Here is a 16480-nt window from a genome sequence, read left to right as displayed (position 1 = left end):
CAGTAGGACGGCCTGGGTGATTATCGGTGTGGGGATCGACGTCGCGGAGATCGAGCGGTTCGGTGCGGCGCTGGAGCGCACGCCGAACCTGGCCGGGCGGCTCTTCGTCGAGGCCGAGTTGACGCTGCCGAGCGGCGAGCGGCGCGGGACCGCCTCGCTCGCCGCCCGGTTCGCCGCCAAAGAGGCCCTGGCCAAGGCCCTCGGCGCGCCCGGCGGCCTGCTGTGGACCGACGCCGAGGTGTACGTCGAGGACACCGGGCAGCCCCGGCTCCGCGTGTCCGGGACGGTGCAGGCGCGGGCGCTGGCACTGGGCGTGAAGTCCTGGCACATCTCACTCAGTCACGACGCCGGTGTGGCCTCCGCCGTGGTGATCGCAGAAGGTTAGGGGTCAGTCCGTGCGAACTGCTTACAGCGTGGAGACCGTACGGGGCGCCGAGCGGGAGCTGATGGCCCGGCTGCCCGAGGGCGCCCTGATGCAACGGGCGGCGGCCGGACTGGCCGCCGCCTGCGCGGGGTTGCTGCGGCGCACCCGGGGCGGCGTGTACGGGGCGCGGGTCGTGCTGCTCGTCGGCCCCGGCGACAACGGCGGCGACGCACTGTACGCGGGCGCCCGGCTGGCACGGCGCGGCGCCGGGGTGACGGCGGTGCCGATGGACCCCGAGCGGATGCACCCGGGCGCCCTGGCGGCGCTGAGGGCCGCCGGGGGACGCCTCGCGCCGTCCGTCCCGCAGCAGGCGGACCTCGTACTGGACGGGCTGCTCGGGATCGGCGGGCGGGGCGGACTGCGCCCGGCGGCCGCGGCCCTGGTGGAGCGGATCCCGCCGGGGGTCCCCGTGGTCGCGGTGGACCTGCCGAGCGGCGTGGACGCGGACACCGGGGAAGTGGCGGGCCCGGCCGTGACGGCCGACGTGACGGTGACCTTCGGGGCGTACAAGCCCGGCCTGCTGATCGACCCCGGGGCCTCCCGGGCGGGCGCGGTGCACCTCGTGGACATCGGGCTGGAGCTGCCGGCCCCGGAGGTGGAGGCCCTGCAGCACGCGGACGTCGCGGGACTGCTGCCGGAGCCGACGGCGTCGAGCGACAAGTACCGCCGGGGCGTGGTCGGGATCGTCGCCGGGTCCGCGCAGTACCCCGGCGCGGCGGTGCTGGCCGTGGCGGGAGCGCTGCGCGGCGGCGCGGGCGCGGTGCGGTACGTGGGGCCGGCGGCGGACGCGGTGCTGGCCCGCTACCCCGAGACGCTGATCGGGCCCGGCCGGGTGCAGGCCTGGGTGGTCGGCCCGGGGCTGGGCGAGGGGCGCGCCGGGGAGGTGGCGGAACTGCTGGCGGGGGACGCGGCGGTGCTGGTCGACGCCGACGGGCTGCGCGGGCTGGACGCGACGGCGCTGCGGGCCCGGACGGCCCCCACCCTGCTGACCCCGCACGCAGGGGAGGCGGCGGCGCTGCTCGGGGTGTCACGGGAGTCGGTGGAGGCGGGCCGGCTGGACGCGGTCCGGGTGCTGGCGCAGCGGTACGGGGCGTCGGTGCTGCTGAAGGGCTCGACGACGCTGGTCGCCTCCGGCGAAGGAGCCGTCCGGGTGAACCCGACGGGGACCCCGTGGCTGGCCACCGCGGGCAGCGGGGACGTGCTGTCCGGGCTGGCCGGCTCCCTGCTGGCGGGCGGCCTGTCCGGCGCGGACGCGGGCGCGGTGGGCGCGTACCTCCACGGCCTGGCGGCCCGCCGGGTCGGGGGCCCCCTCCTGGCCCACCAGGTGGCCGAAGCCCTCCCGGCAGCCTGGCGCGACACCCGCCACCCCTGAGGCCGCCGCCGGCCTAGTGCTGTGACCGGAAAGGTCCACCGGGTCGCGACGCCCGGCACGGCACCTCGCCGCGTTGTCGGACCACGGAAGTACGTCCAGTACGGCCCGTGGCCCTCCGCCTTGCGATGCTTCCCCCAGGCCCTGCGGGCCTGGGGAGACCCCATGCACCGGACGCCGCGACCCGGCAAACCTTTCCGGTCACAGCACTAGACGGCCGGGCTACGCCCCGGAGCGTGCCTCGAATGCCGGCGGGGCCGATTCACGCGCCCGCCCGCCCGCCCGCTCGCCCGCCCGATCGATCGAAGCGGACGGTCGGTGGCCAGTTGGGCCAGCCCCCGCAGGGCCCGGCGGGGATTCTGAGAGACTGGGGGCGATGAACGAGACAGCGACGCGCGTGTACGCCGAGATCGATCTTGACGCCGTACGGGAGAACGTGCGCGCACTGCGCGAGCGGGCACCCCGGGCCGAGTTGATGGCCGTGGTCAAGGCGAATGCCTACGGGCACGGAGCCCTGGAGTGCGCCCGGGCCGCCCAGGAGGCCGGTGCCACCTGGATCGGTACGGCCACCCCCGACGAGGCCCTGGCCCTGCGCGCCGCCGGCATCGAGGGCCGCGTCATGTGCTGGCTCTGGACCCCCGGCGGCCCCTGGCGGGAGGCCGTCGAGGCCGACCTGGACGTCTCCGTCAGCGGCATGTGGGCCCTCGACGAGGTCCGCGAGGCCGCCCGCGAGGCCGGCCGCACCGCGCGTATCCAGCTCAAGGCCGACACCGGCCTCGGCCGCAACGGCTGCCAGCCCGCCGACTGGGAGGCACTGGTCGGTGCGGCCGTCGCCGCCCAGGCCGAGGGCACCGTCAAGGTCACCGGCGTCTGGTCGCACTTCGCCTGCGCCGACGAGCCCGGTCACCCCTCCATCCAGCTCCAGCTCGCCGCCTTCCGCGACATGCTGGCGTACGCCGAGAAGGAGGGCGTCGAGCCCGAGGTCCGGCACATCGCCAACTCGCCGGCCACCCTCACCCTGCCCGAGTCCCACTTCGACCTGGTCCGCTGCGGGCTGGCCGTCTACGGCGTCTCGCCCGCGCCCGAGCTCGGTACCCCGGCCCAGCTGGGCCTGCGCCCCGCGATGACCCTCAAGGCCTCCCTCGCGCTGGTCAAGACGGTCCCCTCCGGGCACGGCGTGAGCTACGGCCACCACTACGTCACCGACGCCGAGACGAACCTCGCGCTCGTCCCGGCGGGCTACGCCGACGGCATCCCGCGGCAGGCCTCCGGCCTCGGCCCGGTGCTCGTCGCCGGCAAGGTCCGCCACGTCGCCGGGCGCATCGCGATGGACCAGTTCGTGGTCGACTTGGACGGAGACCACGCCCGCGCAGGTGACGAGGCCGTCATCTTCGGGGACGCGGAGCGCGGTGAACCCACCGCCGAGGACTGGGCCCGGGCGGCGCACACGATCGCGTATGAGATCGTCACCCGTATCGGTGGACGTGTGCCCCGGGTGTACCTGGGCGGCCGATCGGAGTGAGGGCGGCGGCGTGAGCGAGAACTGGCGCAAGGCCGGCTGGGCCGGCGCCGCCATCGGCGTGATAGCCGCGGGCGCGGCGGCCGGTGTCGCGGTCGAACGGATCACCGTGGGGCGCGGCATGCGGATGAAGGCACGCCTCGCACTGGACGCGGCCGGGGACTACGGGTCCCTGCGCGGCACCCAGGGAATCTGCCGGGCCGAGGACGCCACCGAGCTCTACTACGAGGTCGACGAGCTCCCCGACGACGGCAAGCGGCGGCGGCTGCGGCGCAAGCCCGAGCCCCCCGCCACCGTCGTCTTCTGCCACGGCTACTGCCTCGCCCAGGACTCCTGGCACTTCCAGCGCGCCGCCCTGCGCGGTGTGGTCCGCGCGGTCTACTGGGACCAGCGCAGCCACGGCCGCAGCGCCCGCGGCCTCGCCCAGGCCGACGGCGAGCCGCTGGGCATCGACCAGCTCGGCCGGGACCTGAAGGCCGTCATCGACGCTGCCGCCCCCGAGGGACCGCTGATCCTGGTGGGTCACTCGATGGGCGGAATGACCATCATGGGATTCGCCGAGCAGTTCCCCGAGCTCGTGCGCGACCGCGTCGTCGGCGTGGCCCTGGTGGGCACCTCCAGCGGCCGCCTCGACGAGGTGACGTACGGGCTCCCCGCGGTCGGCATGGGCGCGGTGCGCCGGATCCTGCCGGGCGTGCTCAAGGCTCTCGGCTCGCAGGTGGAGCTGGTGGAGAAGGGCCGCCGGGCCACCGCGGACCTCTTCGCCGGCATGATCAAGATGTACTCGTTCGGCTCCCGGGACGTGGATCCGGGCGTCGCGCGGTTCGCGGAGCGGCTGATCGAGGCCACGCCCATCGACGTGGTCGCCGAGTTCTACCCGGCCTTCCAGACCCATGACAAGAGCGCCGCGCTCCAGTTGTTCGCGGATGTGCCGGTCACCGTCATCGCCGGGGACAACGACATGATCACCCCGCCCGCGCACAGCGTCGCCATCAAGGAGGCGCTGCCCGCCGCCGACCTCGTGGTCCTGGAGTCCACCGGGCACCTGATGATGCTGGAACGCCCGGAAACCGTGACGCGGCTGCTCACCGAGCTGCTGGCGCGCACCGGGACGGTGGCGGTCCCCGCAGCGACTAACGTTGGCGCGCATGGAAGAAGTACCGCTGGAAGCACAGCGCAGCCAGGCGCCGGCACCTGAGGCCACGGCCGGCTCGCAGACCCGGATCACCGTCGGTTCCCCGGACGCGATGCAGGAGCTGGGCCGCAGGATCGCCGCCCTGCTGCGCCCGGGCGACCTCGTCCTGCTGACCGGCGAGCTGGGCGCGGGCAAGACCACGCTCACCCGCGGCCTCGGCGAGGGCCTGGGCGTGCGCGGGGCAGTGACCTCGCCGACCTTCGTCATCGCCCGCGTGCACCCCTCGCTGACCGGTGGACCGGCGCTGGTGCACGTGGACGCGTACCGGCTGGGCGGCGGGCTGGAGGAGATGGAGGACCTCGACCTCGACGTCTCGCTCCCCGAGTCCGTGGTCGTCGTGGAGTGGGGCGACGGCAAGGTGGAGGAGCTCTCCGACGACCGGCTGCACGTGGTGATCGCCCGGGCGGTCGGCCACGAGGAGGTCCTGGACGACGTACGCGAGGTCTCGGTGCGCGGGATCGGGGCGCGCTGGGGTTCCGGTGCCGGGCTGGACGCCCTGGCGGGCGCACTCTCGGAGTAAACGTACCGACAACTCGTCGGCAAGATATTGCGCTGTCGGCAGCGCTCGTGGTGACATGGTACCGAGAGTTTCTTAGGTATGCCTAAGTACGGTGTCCCGGGTCCAGGAGGCAGCCATGTCGGCACCAGCAGGAGCACAGCGCGAACCCCGCCCGTCCACCGTCTCCATGTGGACGCTCCTCGCCGCCGGCGTGGCCGCCACCGCCGTCTCCACGCCGCCCGCACGGGAGTACGCCACCGGCACGGGCGGGCCGGCCGACCCCGCACACGAAGAGGCCGCTCCGGATTCCGAAGCGGCCTAGAGATGTCTCGGGCGTCCTGCCCCCTTCACCCGGTTGGGTGAAGAGCGGCCGGGTCCGTCAGGGAACGACGACGACCTTCGACGCGATCGTCGCGAAGGCCCACATCGCATCGCCGTCGGCACGGGTCATCCGGATGCCGCCGGTCTTCTTGTTCGGGTCGGGCTCCGGCGTCGCGCCGTCCGTACGGGCACTGAAACCGACCGCCACGCCCTCCGCGGAGGCGAACCGGACGACGTGCTCGATCGGCACCCCGTCCGAACCGGTCACCGAACCCGAGCGCGAACCGACCGTGTAGGTGCCCGCCTTGGGGTGGACCGTGCTCGGCATCACCGCGAACGACTTCGGCTCCTGCGCGGGGTCGCCCACCAGCCACACCCGCTTCTGGCCCACCGAGTACACGACCCGCACCCCGGTGCCGGAACCCTCCGGCACGGGCACCGGCTTCGCCGGGTCCTGCTTGGCGGCCTGGCTCGCGGCGGGGGCCGGCTCCTGCGCCGCCGCCTTCGGGGGATGCGCGGGCGCCGTGGCGGAGGCCTGGTAACCGAGGAAGCCGACGACGGCCACCGCCGCGGCGGTGAGCCCGGCCACGATTCCCGAGCTGCTGCGTGCCACCTTGCTCCACCTCTCCGCGCCGACTGGTACCACGTTCGATACCCCGGTCGAAAGGTAGCAGCCACCCTGCTCCCAGACCGGCCGCAAGGGGCGCGGCCGCCGGAGTCGTAGGCTGTTCGCGTGCTCTTGCTCGCCGTAGATACCGCCACGCCCGCCGTCACCGTCGCCCTGCACGACGGTGAGTCCGTCGTCGCCGAGTCGAACCAGGTCGACGCCCGCCGCCACGGGGAGCTCCTGCTGCCCTCCGTGGACAAGGTCCTCGCCGAGGCCGGGGTCACGCTCGAAGCCGTCACCGGCGTCGTCGTCGGCGTCGGGCCCGGCCCCTACACAGGGCTGCGCGTCGGCCTCGTCACCGCCTCCACCTTCGCCGCCGTGCTCGGCGTGCCCGTGCACGGCCTGTGCACCCTCGACGGCCTCGCCCACGCCGCCGGCACCGCCGGGATCGAAGGCCCCTTCATCGTCGCCACCGACGCACGGCGCAAGGAGGTCTACTGGGCCCGGTACGAGGACCCGCGCACGCGCGTCGGCGAGCCCGCCGTGGACCGCCCGGCCGACATCGCCGAGCAGGTCGCGGGCCTGCCCGCGGTCGGCCAGGGCGCGCTCCTGTACCCCGAGGTCTTCCAGGACGCCCGCGGCCCCGAGCACCAGTCGGCCGCCGCGCTGGCCTCGCTCGCCGCGGAACGACTGGCCGCGGGCCTGGAGTTCCTGCCCCCGACCCCGCTCTACCTGCGCCGGCCCGACGCGCAGGTGCCGAAGAACTACAAGGTGGTCACCCCGCAGTGACGTCCCACACGCTGCGTGAGATGCGCTGGTGGGACATCGGACCCGTGCTGGAACTGGAGCACGAGCTGTTCCCCGAGGACGCCTGGTCCGCCGGGATGTTCTGGTCCGAACTCGCCCACGCCCGAGGCCCGCAGGCCACGCGCCGCTACATCGTCGCCGAGGACGGGACGGGCCGCCTGGTCGGCTACGCCGGACTGGCCGCCGCCGGCGACCTGGCCGACGTGCAGACCATCGCGGCCGCGCGCGACCAGTGGGGGACCGGGCTCGGCGCCCGGCTCCTGACCGACCTGCTGCGCGCCGCCACCGCATTCGAGTGCGCCGAGGTGCTGCTGGAGGTACGGGTGGACAACACCCGCGCCCAGAAGCTCTACGAGCGCTTCGGCTTCGAGCCCATCGGCTTCCGGCGCGGCTACTACCAGCCCGGCAACGTCGACGCGCTCGTCATGCGACTGACCGACCCCGCACAAGCACGAACTGAGAGCAGTGAGAGCAATGGCTGACGAACCGCTCGTCCTCGGCATCGAGACCTCCTGCGACGAGACCGGCGTCGGCGTCGTCCGCGGCACCACCCTGCTCGCGGACGCGATCGCGTCGAGCGTCGACGAGCACGCGCGCTTCGGCGGCGTCGTGCCCGAGGTGGCCTCGCGCGCCCACCTGGAGGCGATGGTCCCCACCATCGAACGCGCCCTCAAGGAGGCCGGGGTCAGCGCCCGCGACCTCGACGGCATCGCCGTCACCGCGGGTCCCGGCCTCGCGGGTGCCCTGCTCGTGGGCGTCTCGGCGGCCAAGGCGTACGCGTACGCGCTGGGCAAGCCGCTGTACGGGGTGAACCACCTGGCCTCCCACATCTGCGTGGACCAGCTGGAGCACGGGCCGCTGCCGGAGCCGACGATGGCCCTGCTGGTGTCCGGCGGGCACTCCTCGCTGCTGCTGGCCCCGGACATCACCTCCGACGTACGGCCGCTCGGCGCGACCATCGACGACGCGGCGGGCGAGGCCTTCGACAAGATCGCGCGCGTGCTCCAGCTGGGCTTCCCCGGCGGTCCGGTCATCGACCGGCTCGCGCGCGAGGGCGACCCGAAGGCGATCAACTTCCCGCGCGGTCTGACGGGCCCGCGCGACGCCGCGTACGACTTCTCCTTCTCCGGACTGAAGACGGCCGTCGCCCGCTGGATCGAGGCGAAGCGCAAGGCGGGCGAGGACGTCCCGGTGCGCGACGTGGCCGCGTCCTTCCAGGAGGCCGTGGTGGACGTGCTGACGCGCAAGGCGATCCGGGCGTGCAAGGACGAGGGCGTCGACCACCTGATGATCGGCGGCGGCGTCGCGGCCAACTCCCGGCTGCGCTCACTGGCGCAGGAGCGGTGCGACGCCGCGGGGATCGTGCTGCGCGTACCGCGGCCGAAGCTGTGCACGGACAACGGCGCGATGGTGGCGGCGCTGGGCGCCGAGATGGTCAAGCGGAACCGGCCCGCCTCGGACTGGGACCTGTCGGCGGACTCCTCGCTCCCGGTGACGGACCCGCACGTGCCGGGGACGTCCCACGAGCACGGACACGAGCACGGACACGGCCACACCCACGATCACGACCACGTGCACGAACTGAGCAAGGACAACCTGTACTCGTGAGCACCGTCGCGCTGATGTGGGAGGCCCGGGCCGCCGACGGCCGGGGCAACGAACTGCTGGAGTGGGCCCGCGCCCAGGTCCTGGCGCGGGAGCCGGTGCGCCGCGAGGTGTTCCGGGCCCCGCAGGACCGGGTTCTCGTGATCACCTGGTGGGAGGCCGCCGAGGGCGTGGCGGCGGACCTCCCCGAACTGCCCGAGCCCGCGGCCGACCTGATCACGCGGGCGGTGCACCGCTGGCGGTTCGAGTCGGTGGAGGTCGACGGAGCCTGACCGGGGGCCGCCGACCGAGCTCACCTCACCGACCGGGCATCGCCGCAGGCGGTACGGCAGGCGGTACGGCAGGCGGTACGGGCGGAGGTACGGCCGGGGCGCCGATCAGCATCGAGGGAGCCCCCGCCACCCGGGTCAGGAAGACGGTCGCGGAGTTCGGCCCCTGCGGCTTGACCTTCCTGCGCAGCTCCTCGGGCTCGATCGCCGAGCCGCGCTTCTTCACGGTCAGGATCCCGACCCCGCGCTCGCGCAGCAGCGCCTTCAGCTTCTTCAGGCCGAAGGGCAGCACGTCGGTGATCTCGTACGCCGTCGCGTACGGCGTCGCGCGCAGTTCGTCGGCGGTGATGTAGGCGATGGTCGGGTCGATCAGCCGGCCGTCCAGCTGCCCGGCGACCTCGGCGACGAGGTGGGCGCGGATGACGGCGCCGTCGGGCTCGTAGAGCCAGCGGCCGACCGGCCCGGCCGCCGGATCGGGCAGCGGATCGGCGGTGTGCAGCCCGCGCGGCCCGGGGAGCAGGGTGGCGCGCACGGTTCCCGGGGCGGTCCCGAACCAGAGCACGGCCTCCTTGACGTCACCCTGGTCGGAGATCCACTCGGCCTCGGCCTCCGCGGGCACGGCCTCGTGCGGGATGCCGGGGGCGATCTTGATGGCGGCGTACTTCGCCGCACGGGCCGTCTCGACCGCCCACGACAGCGGCGGCGAGTACGACTCGGGGTCGAAGATCCGGCCGCGCCCCCCGCGCCGGGCCGGGTCGATGAAGACCGCGTCGTAGCCGGCGGTGTCCACCTCCGTCACGTCCGCCTCCCGGACCTCGATCAGGTCCGCCAGCCCCAGTACCTCGGCGTTGGCCCTCGCGACGGCGACGGTGAGCGGGTCGTGGTCCACCGCGAGCACCCGGATGCCGAGCCGGGCCAGCGCGATGGCGTCCCCACCGATCCCGCAGCACAGGTCCGCGAGGGTGCGTACGCCGAGGGCCGCGAGCCGCTCGGCCCGGTACGAGGCCACGGACGCGCGGGTGGCCATCTCGCCGCCGCCGGGCGTGAAGTACATCCGGAAGGCGTCCTCGGCGCCGAACTTCGCCACCGCGCGCTGCCGCAGCCGGGCCTGCCCGAGCGCGGCGGAAACCAGCCCGGCGGGGTGCTCGCGGCGCAGCCGGGTGGCGACGGCCAGCTCCTGGGCGGGGTCGTAGTCGCGGAGCGAGTCGAGGAGGGCGCGGCCCTCGGGGGTGAGGAGGGCGGCGAAGTCTTCGGGGGTCACCGTTCCATTGTCGGCGACGGGCCGGACCCGGGACGGCGCGGGAGGCTGCGGGGGAGATCGGGAGGGTGCCCCGCGGTGGACGGGTGTGGGCCAGTCGAAGGAAGGTGGGACCGCGTTCGCGGTGTCTTCCGGGGAGCCCGTGTGTCGGGTGCCAGGATGCGCTGCTATGCAGCTAGTACGACAAAAGGGAAATAAGTCGCAACAGGGTCACCGGTACGCGGCAGGTCCGCGCGGCCGGTTCGGGGTGGCCGTCGCAGCCCTGCTCGTCGCCGCCCTCGGAACGGCCTGCGGATCCGGGGACTCCGGGCCGGACAAGGCCGCGAAGGCGAAGGCCGCCAAGGCGGCGGAAGCGGGCGCCGCGGGCGCGCTCAGCGCCGCCGAGAAGGCCAAGGCGGCCCAGCAGGCGCGCGTCGTCGCGGCGAAGAAGTGGGGACTGCGCAAGACCCCGCTCGCCGCCCCGCCGGCGCCGAAGGAGAAGCCCGAGATCGCCACGCGCGACGGCTTCGAGGTGGAGGACCAGGAGGAGTACCCCCATGTCTTCACCACCGTCCCGACCGAGGACAAGGTCGTCTTCCTGACCATCGACGACGGCTCGGAGAAGGACCCCGAGTTCCTGAAGATGATGCAGGAGCTCAAGATCCCGTACACGGCCTTCCTCAGCGACTACGTCGTACGGGACAACTACCCGTACTTCAAGCAGATGCAGGCCGCGGGCGTCACCCTGAACAACCACACGCTCAACCACCGCTACATGCCGGGGCTGTCGTACGAGCAGCAGCGCGAGGAGATCTGCGGCCAGCAGGACACCATCCAGAAGCAGTTCGGCAAGCGGCCGACCCTCTTCCGGCCGCCGTACGGCAACTACAACCAGGACACCCTGCGCGCGGCGAAGTCCTGTGGCATCAAGGCGGTCCCCCTGTGGAACGCGGAGGCGTTCACCAACCGGATGGACTACCGGGAGTGGGACCGCGATCTGCACCCCGGCGACATCATCCTTACTCACTTCCGGGGCAAGGAGGACTGGAAGGGCACGATGCCTGACATGATCCGTCATGTCATGAAGACCGTCACGGACAAGGGGTATGCCGTGGCTCGCCTGGAGGACTATCTGTGAAGCACGCGCGCCGGTTGGTAGCCGGAACGCTGGCGGCCGGCGCGCTCGCGCTGTCCCTGACGGGGTGTGGGGACAACGTCGACACCACCGAACGACTGGGCCGCAAGACGGCGGAGGCGACACCGGACGCCGCCGGCGCCACGCCGTCTCCGGCCGCTTCCGGCGCCACGCCGGCGCCGGGGGGCGCATCCGACGAGGCGTACAAGAAGTGGGGCCTGACGGCCCCCCTCCAGTACGCGCCCAAGCCGGCACAGAAACCACAGATCCCGAAGCCGGGCGCGGGCAAGGTCCCGGTGATAGACCGAATACCCGTACCGGCGGACGACAAGGTCGTCTTCCTGACCTTCGACGACGGCGCCGAGAAGGACCCCGAGTTCCTGAAGATGGCGGCCGATCTCAAGCTGCCGATCAGCATGTTCCTCACGGACAGCGTGGCCTCCTCGGACTACGGGCACTTCGAGAAGCTCCGCGACAACGGCTCGTCGAGCACGATAAACAACCACACGCTGTCGCACCCGAACCTCCGCACCCTGTCCTTCGAAGGGCAGAAGAAGGAAATATGCGGCCAGCAGGACCGCCTGGAGAAGCGCTTCGGCCAGCGCCCGCCGCTGTTCCGCCCGCCCTTCGGCAACTACAACGACGACACCCTCCGGGCGGCCTCGGAGTGCGGAGTCTCGTCCCTGGTCCTGTGGCGGGTCTCGATGCAGATCAACAACTTCCAGTACGCCGAGGGCTCCGCCCTCAAGCCGGGCGACATCGTCCTCGCCCACTTCCGCGGCCCCGGTGAGCTCAAGGGCACGACGGAAACCCGGATGACGACGCGCATGCTCCAGCGCATCCAGGAACAGGGCTACCGCATCGGCCGCCTGGAGGACTACCTGTAGGCGCGGGTCCGCCGCGGCCGGGCCGGGACGACACGCGCCCCGGACGCCGGCCGGGGGCTCCGAGGCCGTCTCCGCGACGCCCGGCGCCGGACGCCGCGGGCTCGGCCGACAAGATCCGAGAGAGACGGCCTAGCCCTGCTTGATCGCGGAAATGTCGAACTCCAGGACGACCTTGTCGCCGACCAGCACGCCGCCGCCTTCCAGCGCCGCGTTCCAGGTCACGCCGAACTCCTTGCGGGAGATGGCCACCGATCCCTCCAGGCCGACCCGCCGGTTGCCGTAGGGGTCGACGGCATTGCCGGTGTACTCGAAGTCGACGGTGACCGGGCGGGTGGTGTCCTTGATGGTCAGGTCGCCGGTGACGCGGTACTCGGTGTCGGAGCGCGGCTCGACCGAGGTGGTGCGGAAGGTGATGTCGGGGAAGTCGGGAGCGTCCAGGAAGTCGTTGGTGCGCAGGTGCTGGTCGCGCTGTTCGACGCCCGTGTCGATGCTCTCGGCCTTGATCACCACCTCGGCGGTGGATCGGACCGGATCGGCGCCGTCCAGGTGGGCGGTGCCTTCGAACTGGTGGAACGCGCCGCGGACCTTGGTCACCATGGCGTGGCGGGCGACGAAGCCGATCCGGGTGTGGGCGGGGTCGAGGACGTAGTCCCCGGTGAGCTCAGTGACTTCGACGGTCATGGTCAGGTACCTCCGAAAGACCGGGATCCCGGCGGCGATACGCCCGGATCGTTCCCGACCCACGCTAGGGCCCGACCCGTTCCCGCCCCGGCCGGACGCACGGGGCGGCGGAGTGTCTGTTCCGGCCTAGTGCTGTGACCGGAAAGGTCCACCGGGTCGCGACGCCCGGCACGGCACCTCGCCGCGTTGTCGGACCACGGAAGTACGTCCAGTACGGCCCGCGGCCCTCCGCCTTGCGATGCTTCCCCCAGGCCCTGCGGGCCTGGGGAGACCCCATGCACCGGACGCCGCGACCCGGCAAACCTTTCCGGTCACAGCACTAGGCGTCGAAGTCGTACTCCAGCACGTAGGAAGCGGAGTCCAGCGTCATCTCGTTGACCTCGACGACGCGTCCGCCCTCGGCAAACGCGGTGCGGACGATCTGGACCACGGGTGTGCCCAGGGCGAGCGCGAGCCGCTCCGCCTCGCCGGCCGAGGGCATCCGGGAGCGGATCTCCTCCCGGAAATGAACGGGCCCGTGCCCCAGCTCGGCCAGCCGCGCGTACGTCCCACCCGGGCCCGTGTCGACCTGCGTGATGGCAGAGGCCGCGACGATGTCCGACGGCAGGTAGGACGTGGCGCACAGTACGGGCTTGCCGTCGAGCACGAACCGGCGGCTGCGGGCCCACACCTGAGTCCCCGCCGGAACGCCGAGCGCCTCGGAGATGCGGCCGTTCGCTTCTTCCTCGCGCACATCGATCCGATCGACGACCAGCTCGCGATCCTCGGTGTCGGTGGACCAGACGGAGCGGCCCGACCCCCACTGCTCCTGCGCCAGCCGCTGGATACCGCGCCGACGCAGGGGCCTGAACGCGCGCACGAAGACGCCGGCACCCTTGCGCGCTTCGACGAGACCTTCGTTCTGCAATACGCCGAGGGCCTGACGCGCGGTCATCCGGGCGACCTCGTAGGCGGCCATGAGGTCGTTCTCACCGGGCAGGCGATCGCCCGGACCGTACTCGCCCGCCTGGATAGCCGCCTTGAGCGCATCAGCGATCCGCTGGTACTTCGGCTGGCGGGTGCCGCCCTGGCTGGCCATGAAATCGATCACTCCCTCTCCTCTCTAGACACCCTATGGCCAGGGGTGGGTCATTGCAGCGCCGGCCGCCGCTCCCGAGATGTCTAGAGAGGAGTTGACGGATGGAGCGGTGTCGGCTGTAGTTATGGATCTCTAGAGAGGTCGCTCTGCGGGCGGTCTCACCTGTGAGGAGTGATCTGCATGCCGCAACGCCGCGATGTGCCCGCATCCGATGAATGACCAGTACGAATACGTGCCGCACCGACTCCTGCGCCGCCGGGTCCGCGACATCGCTTCCGGCGTCGAGGGAGAACTGATGGCCGTCATCAACGAGAACGTCTCCGACTCCGACATCGAGCGCTGGATGGAGCTCGCCTACATCCGTGGCGCGTCCGGCAGGGAATTCACCACGTCGGTCACCAACATCGAGGCGGTGGGCTGAAGGCCATCCGCCTCATCTGCTCCTCCTCGCGCTGACTTGCATCCACGACGAAACAGCCGAGGGATCAGTCGTCAGTCCCTCGTCGGACGTTGAGAGATGAGGAGCGCGTAGCGATTTGGTGCGCCCACCGACCCGGCAGGCGGCTCGGGATGGGCCCGCCTCCTGGCCGCCCCACCGACACCCGCTCGGGCATCTCCGACGCCCCCGTCCCCAAAGGCTCGGTCCGGCCCGTCCGGAGCCGCCCCGTGCCGGGCGCGCGAAGTCTCGTACCCCTACACCCGCACCACCGGTGTGATCGTCGTTTCCACCGGGCCGTGGGTGTCCGCCTCGCGCTGGCGTTCCGCGCTGTCGCTGATGCGGAGGAGCAGGGCGATCATGATCCAGTTGGCCAGGAGCGAGGAGCCGCCCTTGGCCAGGAAGGGGAGGGCCTTGCCCGTCAGCGGGATGAGGCCCGTCACGCCGCCCGCGACCACGAAGACCTGCAGGGCGAGCGCCGCGGCCAGGCCCACCGCGAGCAGTTTGCCGAACGGGTCGCGGGCTCCGAGGGCCATTCGGAGCCCCCGCTGCACGAGGAGCGCGTAGAGGATCAGTACGGCCATGACCCCGGCCAGGCCCAGCTCCTCGCCCACCGTGGTCAGGATGAAGTCGCTGCGCCCGGCGAACGCGATCAGCTCGGGGTGCCCCATGCCGAGGCCGGTACCGGAAATGCCGCCCGTGCCGAAACTGAACAGGGCCTGTGCCGACTGGTCGGAGGTGACCCCGGCCGGGCGGTTCTCCCAGTAGTACGACAGCGGGTTGAGCCACGCGGCCACGCGCGCCTTCACGTGCGGCTCCGTCGAGCCCACCACAAAGGCGCCCGCCGACGCCATGAGCAGGCCGCAGACGATCCAGCTGGTGCGTTCGGTGGCGACGTACAGCATCACCACGAAGACGCCGAAGAAGATCAGCGAGGTGCCGAGGTCGCGTTCGAAGACCAGGACCAGCATCGAGACGATCCACACCGTGACGATCGGGCCGAGCTGACGCATCGGGGGCAGCCGCATGCCCAGGAACCTGCGGCCCGTCAGGGCCAGCGAGTCGCGGTGGATGACCAGGTACCCGGCGAAGAAGATCGCGATCATGATCTTGACGAACTCGCCGGGCTGCAGCGAGAAGCCGAAGAGTTTGATCCAGCGCTTCGCGCCGTAGGTGTCCGCGCCGAAGAAGGCCGGCGCGATCAGCAGCACGAGCGCGACGGCCATCGTGATGTAGATGAAGCGCTGCAGCAGCCGGTGGTCGCGCAGCAGAGCCAGCACCAGCAGGCAGGCGGCGACCCCGACCACCGTCCACATCAGCTGGCCGGGGGCGTTCGCGTCCGAGTTGTAGCGCTCGATGTAGCCCTGGTCGAGGCGGTGCAGCAGCACCAGGCCGAGACCGGTCAGCAGCATCGCGAGCGGGAGGATCAGCGGGTCCGCGTAGGCCGCGAAGCGGCGCACGCCCAGGTGCCCCACCAGCGACAGCAAGGTCATGCTGATGGTGAACCCGGCGAGGTTGGGCGGCAGCTCGTCGTTCATGGCGAGGCCCGCGGCGGCGTGGCCGAAGACGGCGATGGCGATCACGAAGAGCAGGAGCAGCGCCTCGGTGCGCCGGCGGGCGACCGCCGTCGTCAGGGGTTTCAGTCCACGCACGGGATGCCGCCGTCGTCCCTCGAAGCGGACGAGGAGGGCGCGGATGGCGGCGGGGGTGAGGACGGTGCGCCGGGGCCGGTGGAAGCCTTGGGTCCGATCTGGTCGGCAATGCGGCGCTTTATCTTCATATCATCTACGACGTAGATGTCCTCCCCATGGTTCCTTCCGAAGCCTTCGATGGGAAGCGTCGTGAATTGCGCGTCCTGTGCGGGCGGCTCGGCGGTGTACGGCGTGTTCCGGTGCGGCGGGGTCGGTGGGGGTCGGTGCGTGGGGCCGTGCCGGGGTGTCTCCTCGGCTCGGCGCGCGCGGGCATCTCCCGGATGCTCGGGGCGGTCGCGCCTCGTCCTGCGGGGACACCCCGGCACGTCCCCACTCCCCTCCGCCGTCCCAGCCGCCAGGAGCCGCCCGCCCACAGGGCCGACCCGGTCGGGCGAGGCATGCAAGGGGATGCCCGGCACGGTCGAAGCCCGGGCGTGGGGCGGGGACACGCAGGAGGGTCCCCGCAGGACGAGGCGCGACCACCCCGTACGACGGGACCGTGCCCGCGCGCGCCGAGCCGAGGAGACCCTCGTGCGGGGCACCGCCCCACACCCCCAGCCGCCCGCAGGGCACCCCGCGCGGGGGCACCGGCCCGCAGACTGCCGAGCACCCCGCAGGGGTACGGGCCGAGCACCCCGCAGGGGCACCGGTGCTGCCCCGCGCGGGAGTTGCGCCGCGGTTCGGCCAACGAGAGCGTGGAGATCCCGATCGCGAGGCCCA

Annotated in this window: 18 protein-coding genes; 13 read left to right on the top strand and 5 right to left on the bottom strand. The window is 72.4% G+C overall.

Features of this window, described 5'->3' with window-relative positions:
* The first annotated feature begins 16 nt into the window (after nt 1–16).
* The 6 genes from OG373_RS16735 to OG373_RS16710 all read left to right on the top strand — a co-directional run bounded on the left by OG373_RS16735 (nt 17) and on the right by OG373_RS16710 (nt 5328).
* Complete coding sequence (locus OG373_RS16735) at nt 17–385, top strand: holo-ACP synthase (RefSeq protein WP_397733156.1); 369 nt, start codon at nt 17–19, stop codon at nt 383–385.
* A 10-nt stretch (nt 386–395) separates the two neighbouring features.
* Nucleotides 396–1796 (top strand): NAD(P)H-hydrate dehydratase, encoded by a 1401-nt coding sequence (locus OG373_RS16730; protein ID WP_405439088.1) that lies wholly within the window; start codon nt 396–398, stop codon nt 1794–1796.
* A 373-nt stretch (nt 1797–2169) separates the two neighbouring features.
* On the top strand, nt 2170–3315 hold the full coding sequence (gene alr / locus OG373_RS16725) for an alanine racemase (RefSeq protein ID WP_405439087.1): 1146 nt from the start codon (nt 2170–2172) through the stop codon (nt 3313–3315).
* Nucleotides 3251–4510, top strand: a complete 1260-nt coding sequence (locus OG373_RS16720) for an alpha/beta fold hydrolase (RefSeq protein WP_405439086.1) — start codon at nt 3251–3253, stop codon at nt 4508–4510. The genes alr and OG373_RS16720 overlap by 65 nt, the downstream gene beginning before the upstream one ends.
* Nucleotides 4511–4559: 49 nt before the next feature.
* A complete protein-coding gene (gene tsaE / locus OG373_RS16715) occupies nt 4560–5027 on the top strand; it encodes a tRNA (adenosine(37)-N6)-threonylcarbamoyltransferase complex ATPase subunit type 1 TsaE (protein ID WP_229920561.1) in 468 nt (155 codons plus the stop codon).
* Nucleotides 5028–5142: 115 nt separating this feature from the next.
* On the top strand, nt 5143–5328 hold the full coding sequence (locus OG373_RS16710) for a hypothetical protein (RefSeq protein ID WP_405439085.1): 186 nt from the start codon (nt 5143–5145) through the stop codon (nt 5326–5328).
* 57 nt (nt 5329–5385) lie between these two features.
* Here OG373_RS16710 and OG373_RS16705 read toward each other — a convergent pair whose 3' ends face one another.
* Complete coding sequence (locus tag OG373_RS16705; protein ID WP_405439084.1) at nt 5386–5940, bottom strand: hypothetical protein; 555 nt, start codon at nt 5938–5940, stop codon at nt 5386–5388.
* A gap of 120 nt (nt 5941–6060) precedes the next feature.
* Between OG373_RS16705 and tsaB the strand changes: the two genes are divergently transcribed.
* Genes tsaB through OG373_RS16685 form a run of 4 tightly spaced genes read left to right on the top strand, consistent with a single transcriptional unit; the run spans nt 6061 to nt 8618 of the window.
* A complete protein-coding gene (gene tsaB / locus OG373_RS16700; protein WP_405439083.1) occupies nt 6061–6723 on the top strand; it encodes a tRNA (adenosine(37)-N6)-threonylcarbamoyltransferase complex dimerization subunit type 1 TsaB in 663 nt (220 codons plus the stop codon).
* Nucleotides 6724–6743: 20 nt separating this feature from the next.
* Nucleotides 6744–7223: a ribosomal protein S18-alanine N-acetyltransferase gene (gene rimI, locus OG373_RS16695; protein ID WP_037861138.1), complete on the top strand. Its 480-nt coding sequence runs from the start codon at nt 6744–6746 to the stop codon at nt 7221–7223.
* Complete coding sequence (tsaD, locus tag OG373_RS16690) at nt 7216–8349, top strand: tRNA (adenosine(37)-N6)-threonylcarbamoyltransferase complex transferase subunit TsaD (protein ID WP_397733144.1); 1134 nt, start codon at nt 7216–7218, stop codon at nt 8347–8349. The genes rimI and tsaD overlap by 8 nt, the downstream gene beginning before the upstream one ends.
* Nucleotides 8346–8618: a hypothetical protein gene (locus OG373_RS16685; RefSeq protein WP_328789154.1), complete on the top strand. Its 273-nt coding sequence runs from the start codon at nt 8346–8348 to the stop codon at nt 8616–8618. The genes tsaD and OG373_RS16685 overlap by 4 nt, the downstream gene beginning before the upstream one ends.
* A gap of 25 nt (nt 8619–8643) precedes the next feature.
* Here the strand turns inward: OG373_RS16685 and OG373_RS16680 are convergent, their stop codons facing one another.
* Complete coding sequence (locus OG373_RS16680) at nt 8644–9876, bottom strand: THUMP-like domain-containing protein (RefSeq protein WP_405439082.1); 1233 nt, start codon at nt 9874–9876, stop codon at nt 8644–8646.
* Between the two features lie 244 nt (nt 9877–10120).
* On the opposite strand from OG373_RS16680, the gene OG373_RS16675 reads away from it, so the two are divergent.
* The gene (locus tag OG373_RS16675; RefSeq protein WP_405439081.1) at nt 10121–10990 is read left to right on the top strand and encodes a polysaccharide deacetylase family protein; all 870 of its coding nucleotides are present in this window, start codon (nt 10121–10123) and stop codon (nt 10988–10990) included.
* Nucleotides 10987–11874 (top strand): polysaccharide deacetylase family protein, encoded by an 888-nt coding sequence (locus OG373_RS16670; protein ID WP_405439080.1) that lies wholly within the window; start codon nt 10987–10989, stop codon nt 11872–11874. The genes OG373_RS16675 and OG373_RS16670 overlap by 4 nt, the downstream gene beginning before the upstream one ends.
* Nucleotides 11875–12003: 129 nt before the next feature.
* On the opposite strand, the gene OG373_RS16665 is transcribed toward OG373_RS16670, so the two are convergent.
* Both OG373_RS16665 and OG373_RS16660 read right to left on the bottom strand, forming a co-directional pair.
* On the bottom strand, nt 12004–12555 hold the full coding sequence (locus OG373_RS16665) for a YceI family protein (RefSeq protein WP_405439079.1): 552 nt from the start codon (nt 12553–12555) through the stop codon (nt 12004–12006).
* A 319-nt stretch (nt 12556–12874) separates the two neighbouring features.
* Nucleotides 12875–13633, bottom strand: coding sequence for a GntR family transcriptional regulator (locus OG373_RS16660; protein WP_405444087.1), 759 nt, complete (start codon nt 13631–13633; stop codon nt 12875–12877).
* Between the two features lie 211 nt (nt 13634–13844).
* On the opposite strand from OG373_RS16660, the gene OG373_RS16655 reads away from it, so the two are divergent.
* Nucleotides 13845–14054 (top strand): hypothetical protein, encoded by a 210-nt coding sequence (locus OG373_RS16655; RefSeq protein ID WP_397733133.1) that lies wholly within the window; start codon nt 13845–13847, stop codon nt 14052–14054.
* Nucleotides 14055–14326: 272 nt separating this feature from the next.
* On the opposite strand, the gene OG373_RS16650 is transcribed toward OG373_RS16655, so the two are convergent.
* The gene (locus OG373_RS16650; RefSeq protein WP_397733131.1) at nt 14327–15721 is read right to left on the bottom strand and encodes an FtsW/RodA/SpoVE family cell cycle protein; all 1395 of its coding nucleotides are present in this window, start codon (nt 15719–15721) and stop codon (nt 14327–14329) included.
* Between the last annotated feature and the right edge of the window lie 759 nt (nt 15722–16480).

Source organism: Streptomyces avidinii, assembly GCF_045161815.1.
Taxonomy (GTDB): Bacteria; Actinomycetota; Actinomycetes; order Streptomycetales; family Streptomycetaceae; genus Streptomyces; species Streptomyces avidinii.
The sequence above is the reverse complement of the archived record's forward strand: the minus strand, read 5'-3'. Positions and strand labels throughout refer to the sequence as shown.

What these genes read in the sequence shown, in the direction of transcription:
- OG373_RS16710 (WP_405439085.1), top strand. Translation starts at nt 5,143, where the DNA reads ATGTCGGCACCAGCAGGAGCACAGCGCGAACCCCGCCCGTCCACCGTC.
- tsaE (WP_229920561.1), top strand. Translation starts at nt 4,560, where the DNA reads ATGCAGGAGCTGGGCCGCAGGATCGCCGCCCTGCTGCGCCCGGGCGAC.
- OG373_RS16660 (WP_405444087.1), bottom strand. Translation starts at nt 13,633, where the DNA reads ATGGCCAGCCAGGGCGGCACCCGCCAGCCGAAGTACCAGCGGATCGCT.
- tsaD (WP_397733144.1), top strand. Translation starts at nt 7,216, where the DNA reads ATGGCTGACGAACCGCTCGTCCTCGGCATCGAGACCTCCTGCGACGAG.
- OG373_RS16665 (WP_405439079.1), bottom strand. Translation starts at nt 12,555, where the DNA reads ATGACCGTCGAAGTCACTGAGCTCACCGGGGACTACGTCCTCGACCCC.
- OG373_RS16720 (WP_405439086.1), top strand. Translation starts at nt 3,251, where the DNA reads ATGAGATCGTCACCCGTATCGGTGGACGTGTGCCCCGGGTGTACCTGG.
- OG373_RS16655 (WP_397733133.1), top strand. Translation starts at nt 13,845, where the DNA reads ATGAATGACCAGTACGAATACGTGCCGCACCGACTCCTGCGCCGCCGG.
- alr (WP_405439087.1), top strand. Translation starts at nt 2,170, where the DNA reads ATGAACGAGACAGCGACGCGCGTGTACGCCGAGATCGATCTTGACGCC.
- rimI (WP_037861138.1), top strand. Translation starts at nt 6,744, where the DNA reads ATGCGCTGGTGGGACATCGGACCCGTGCTGGAACTGGAGCACGAGCTG.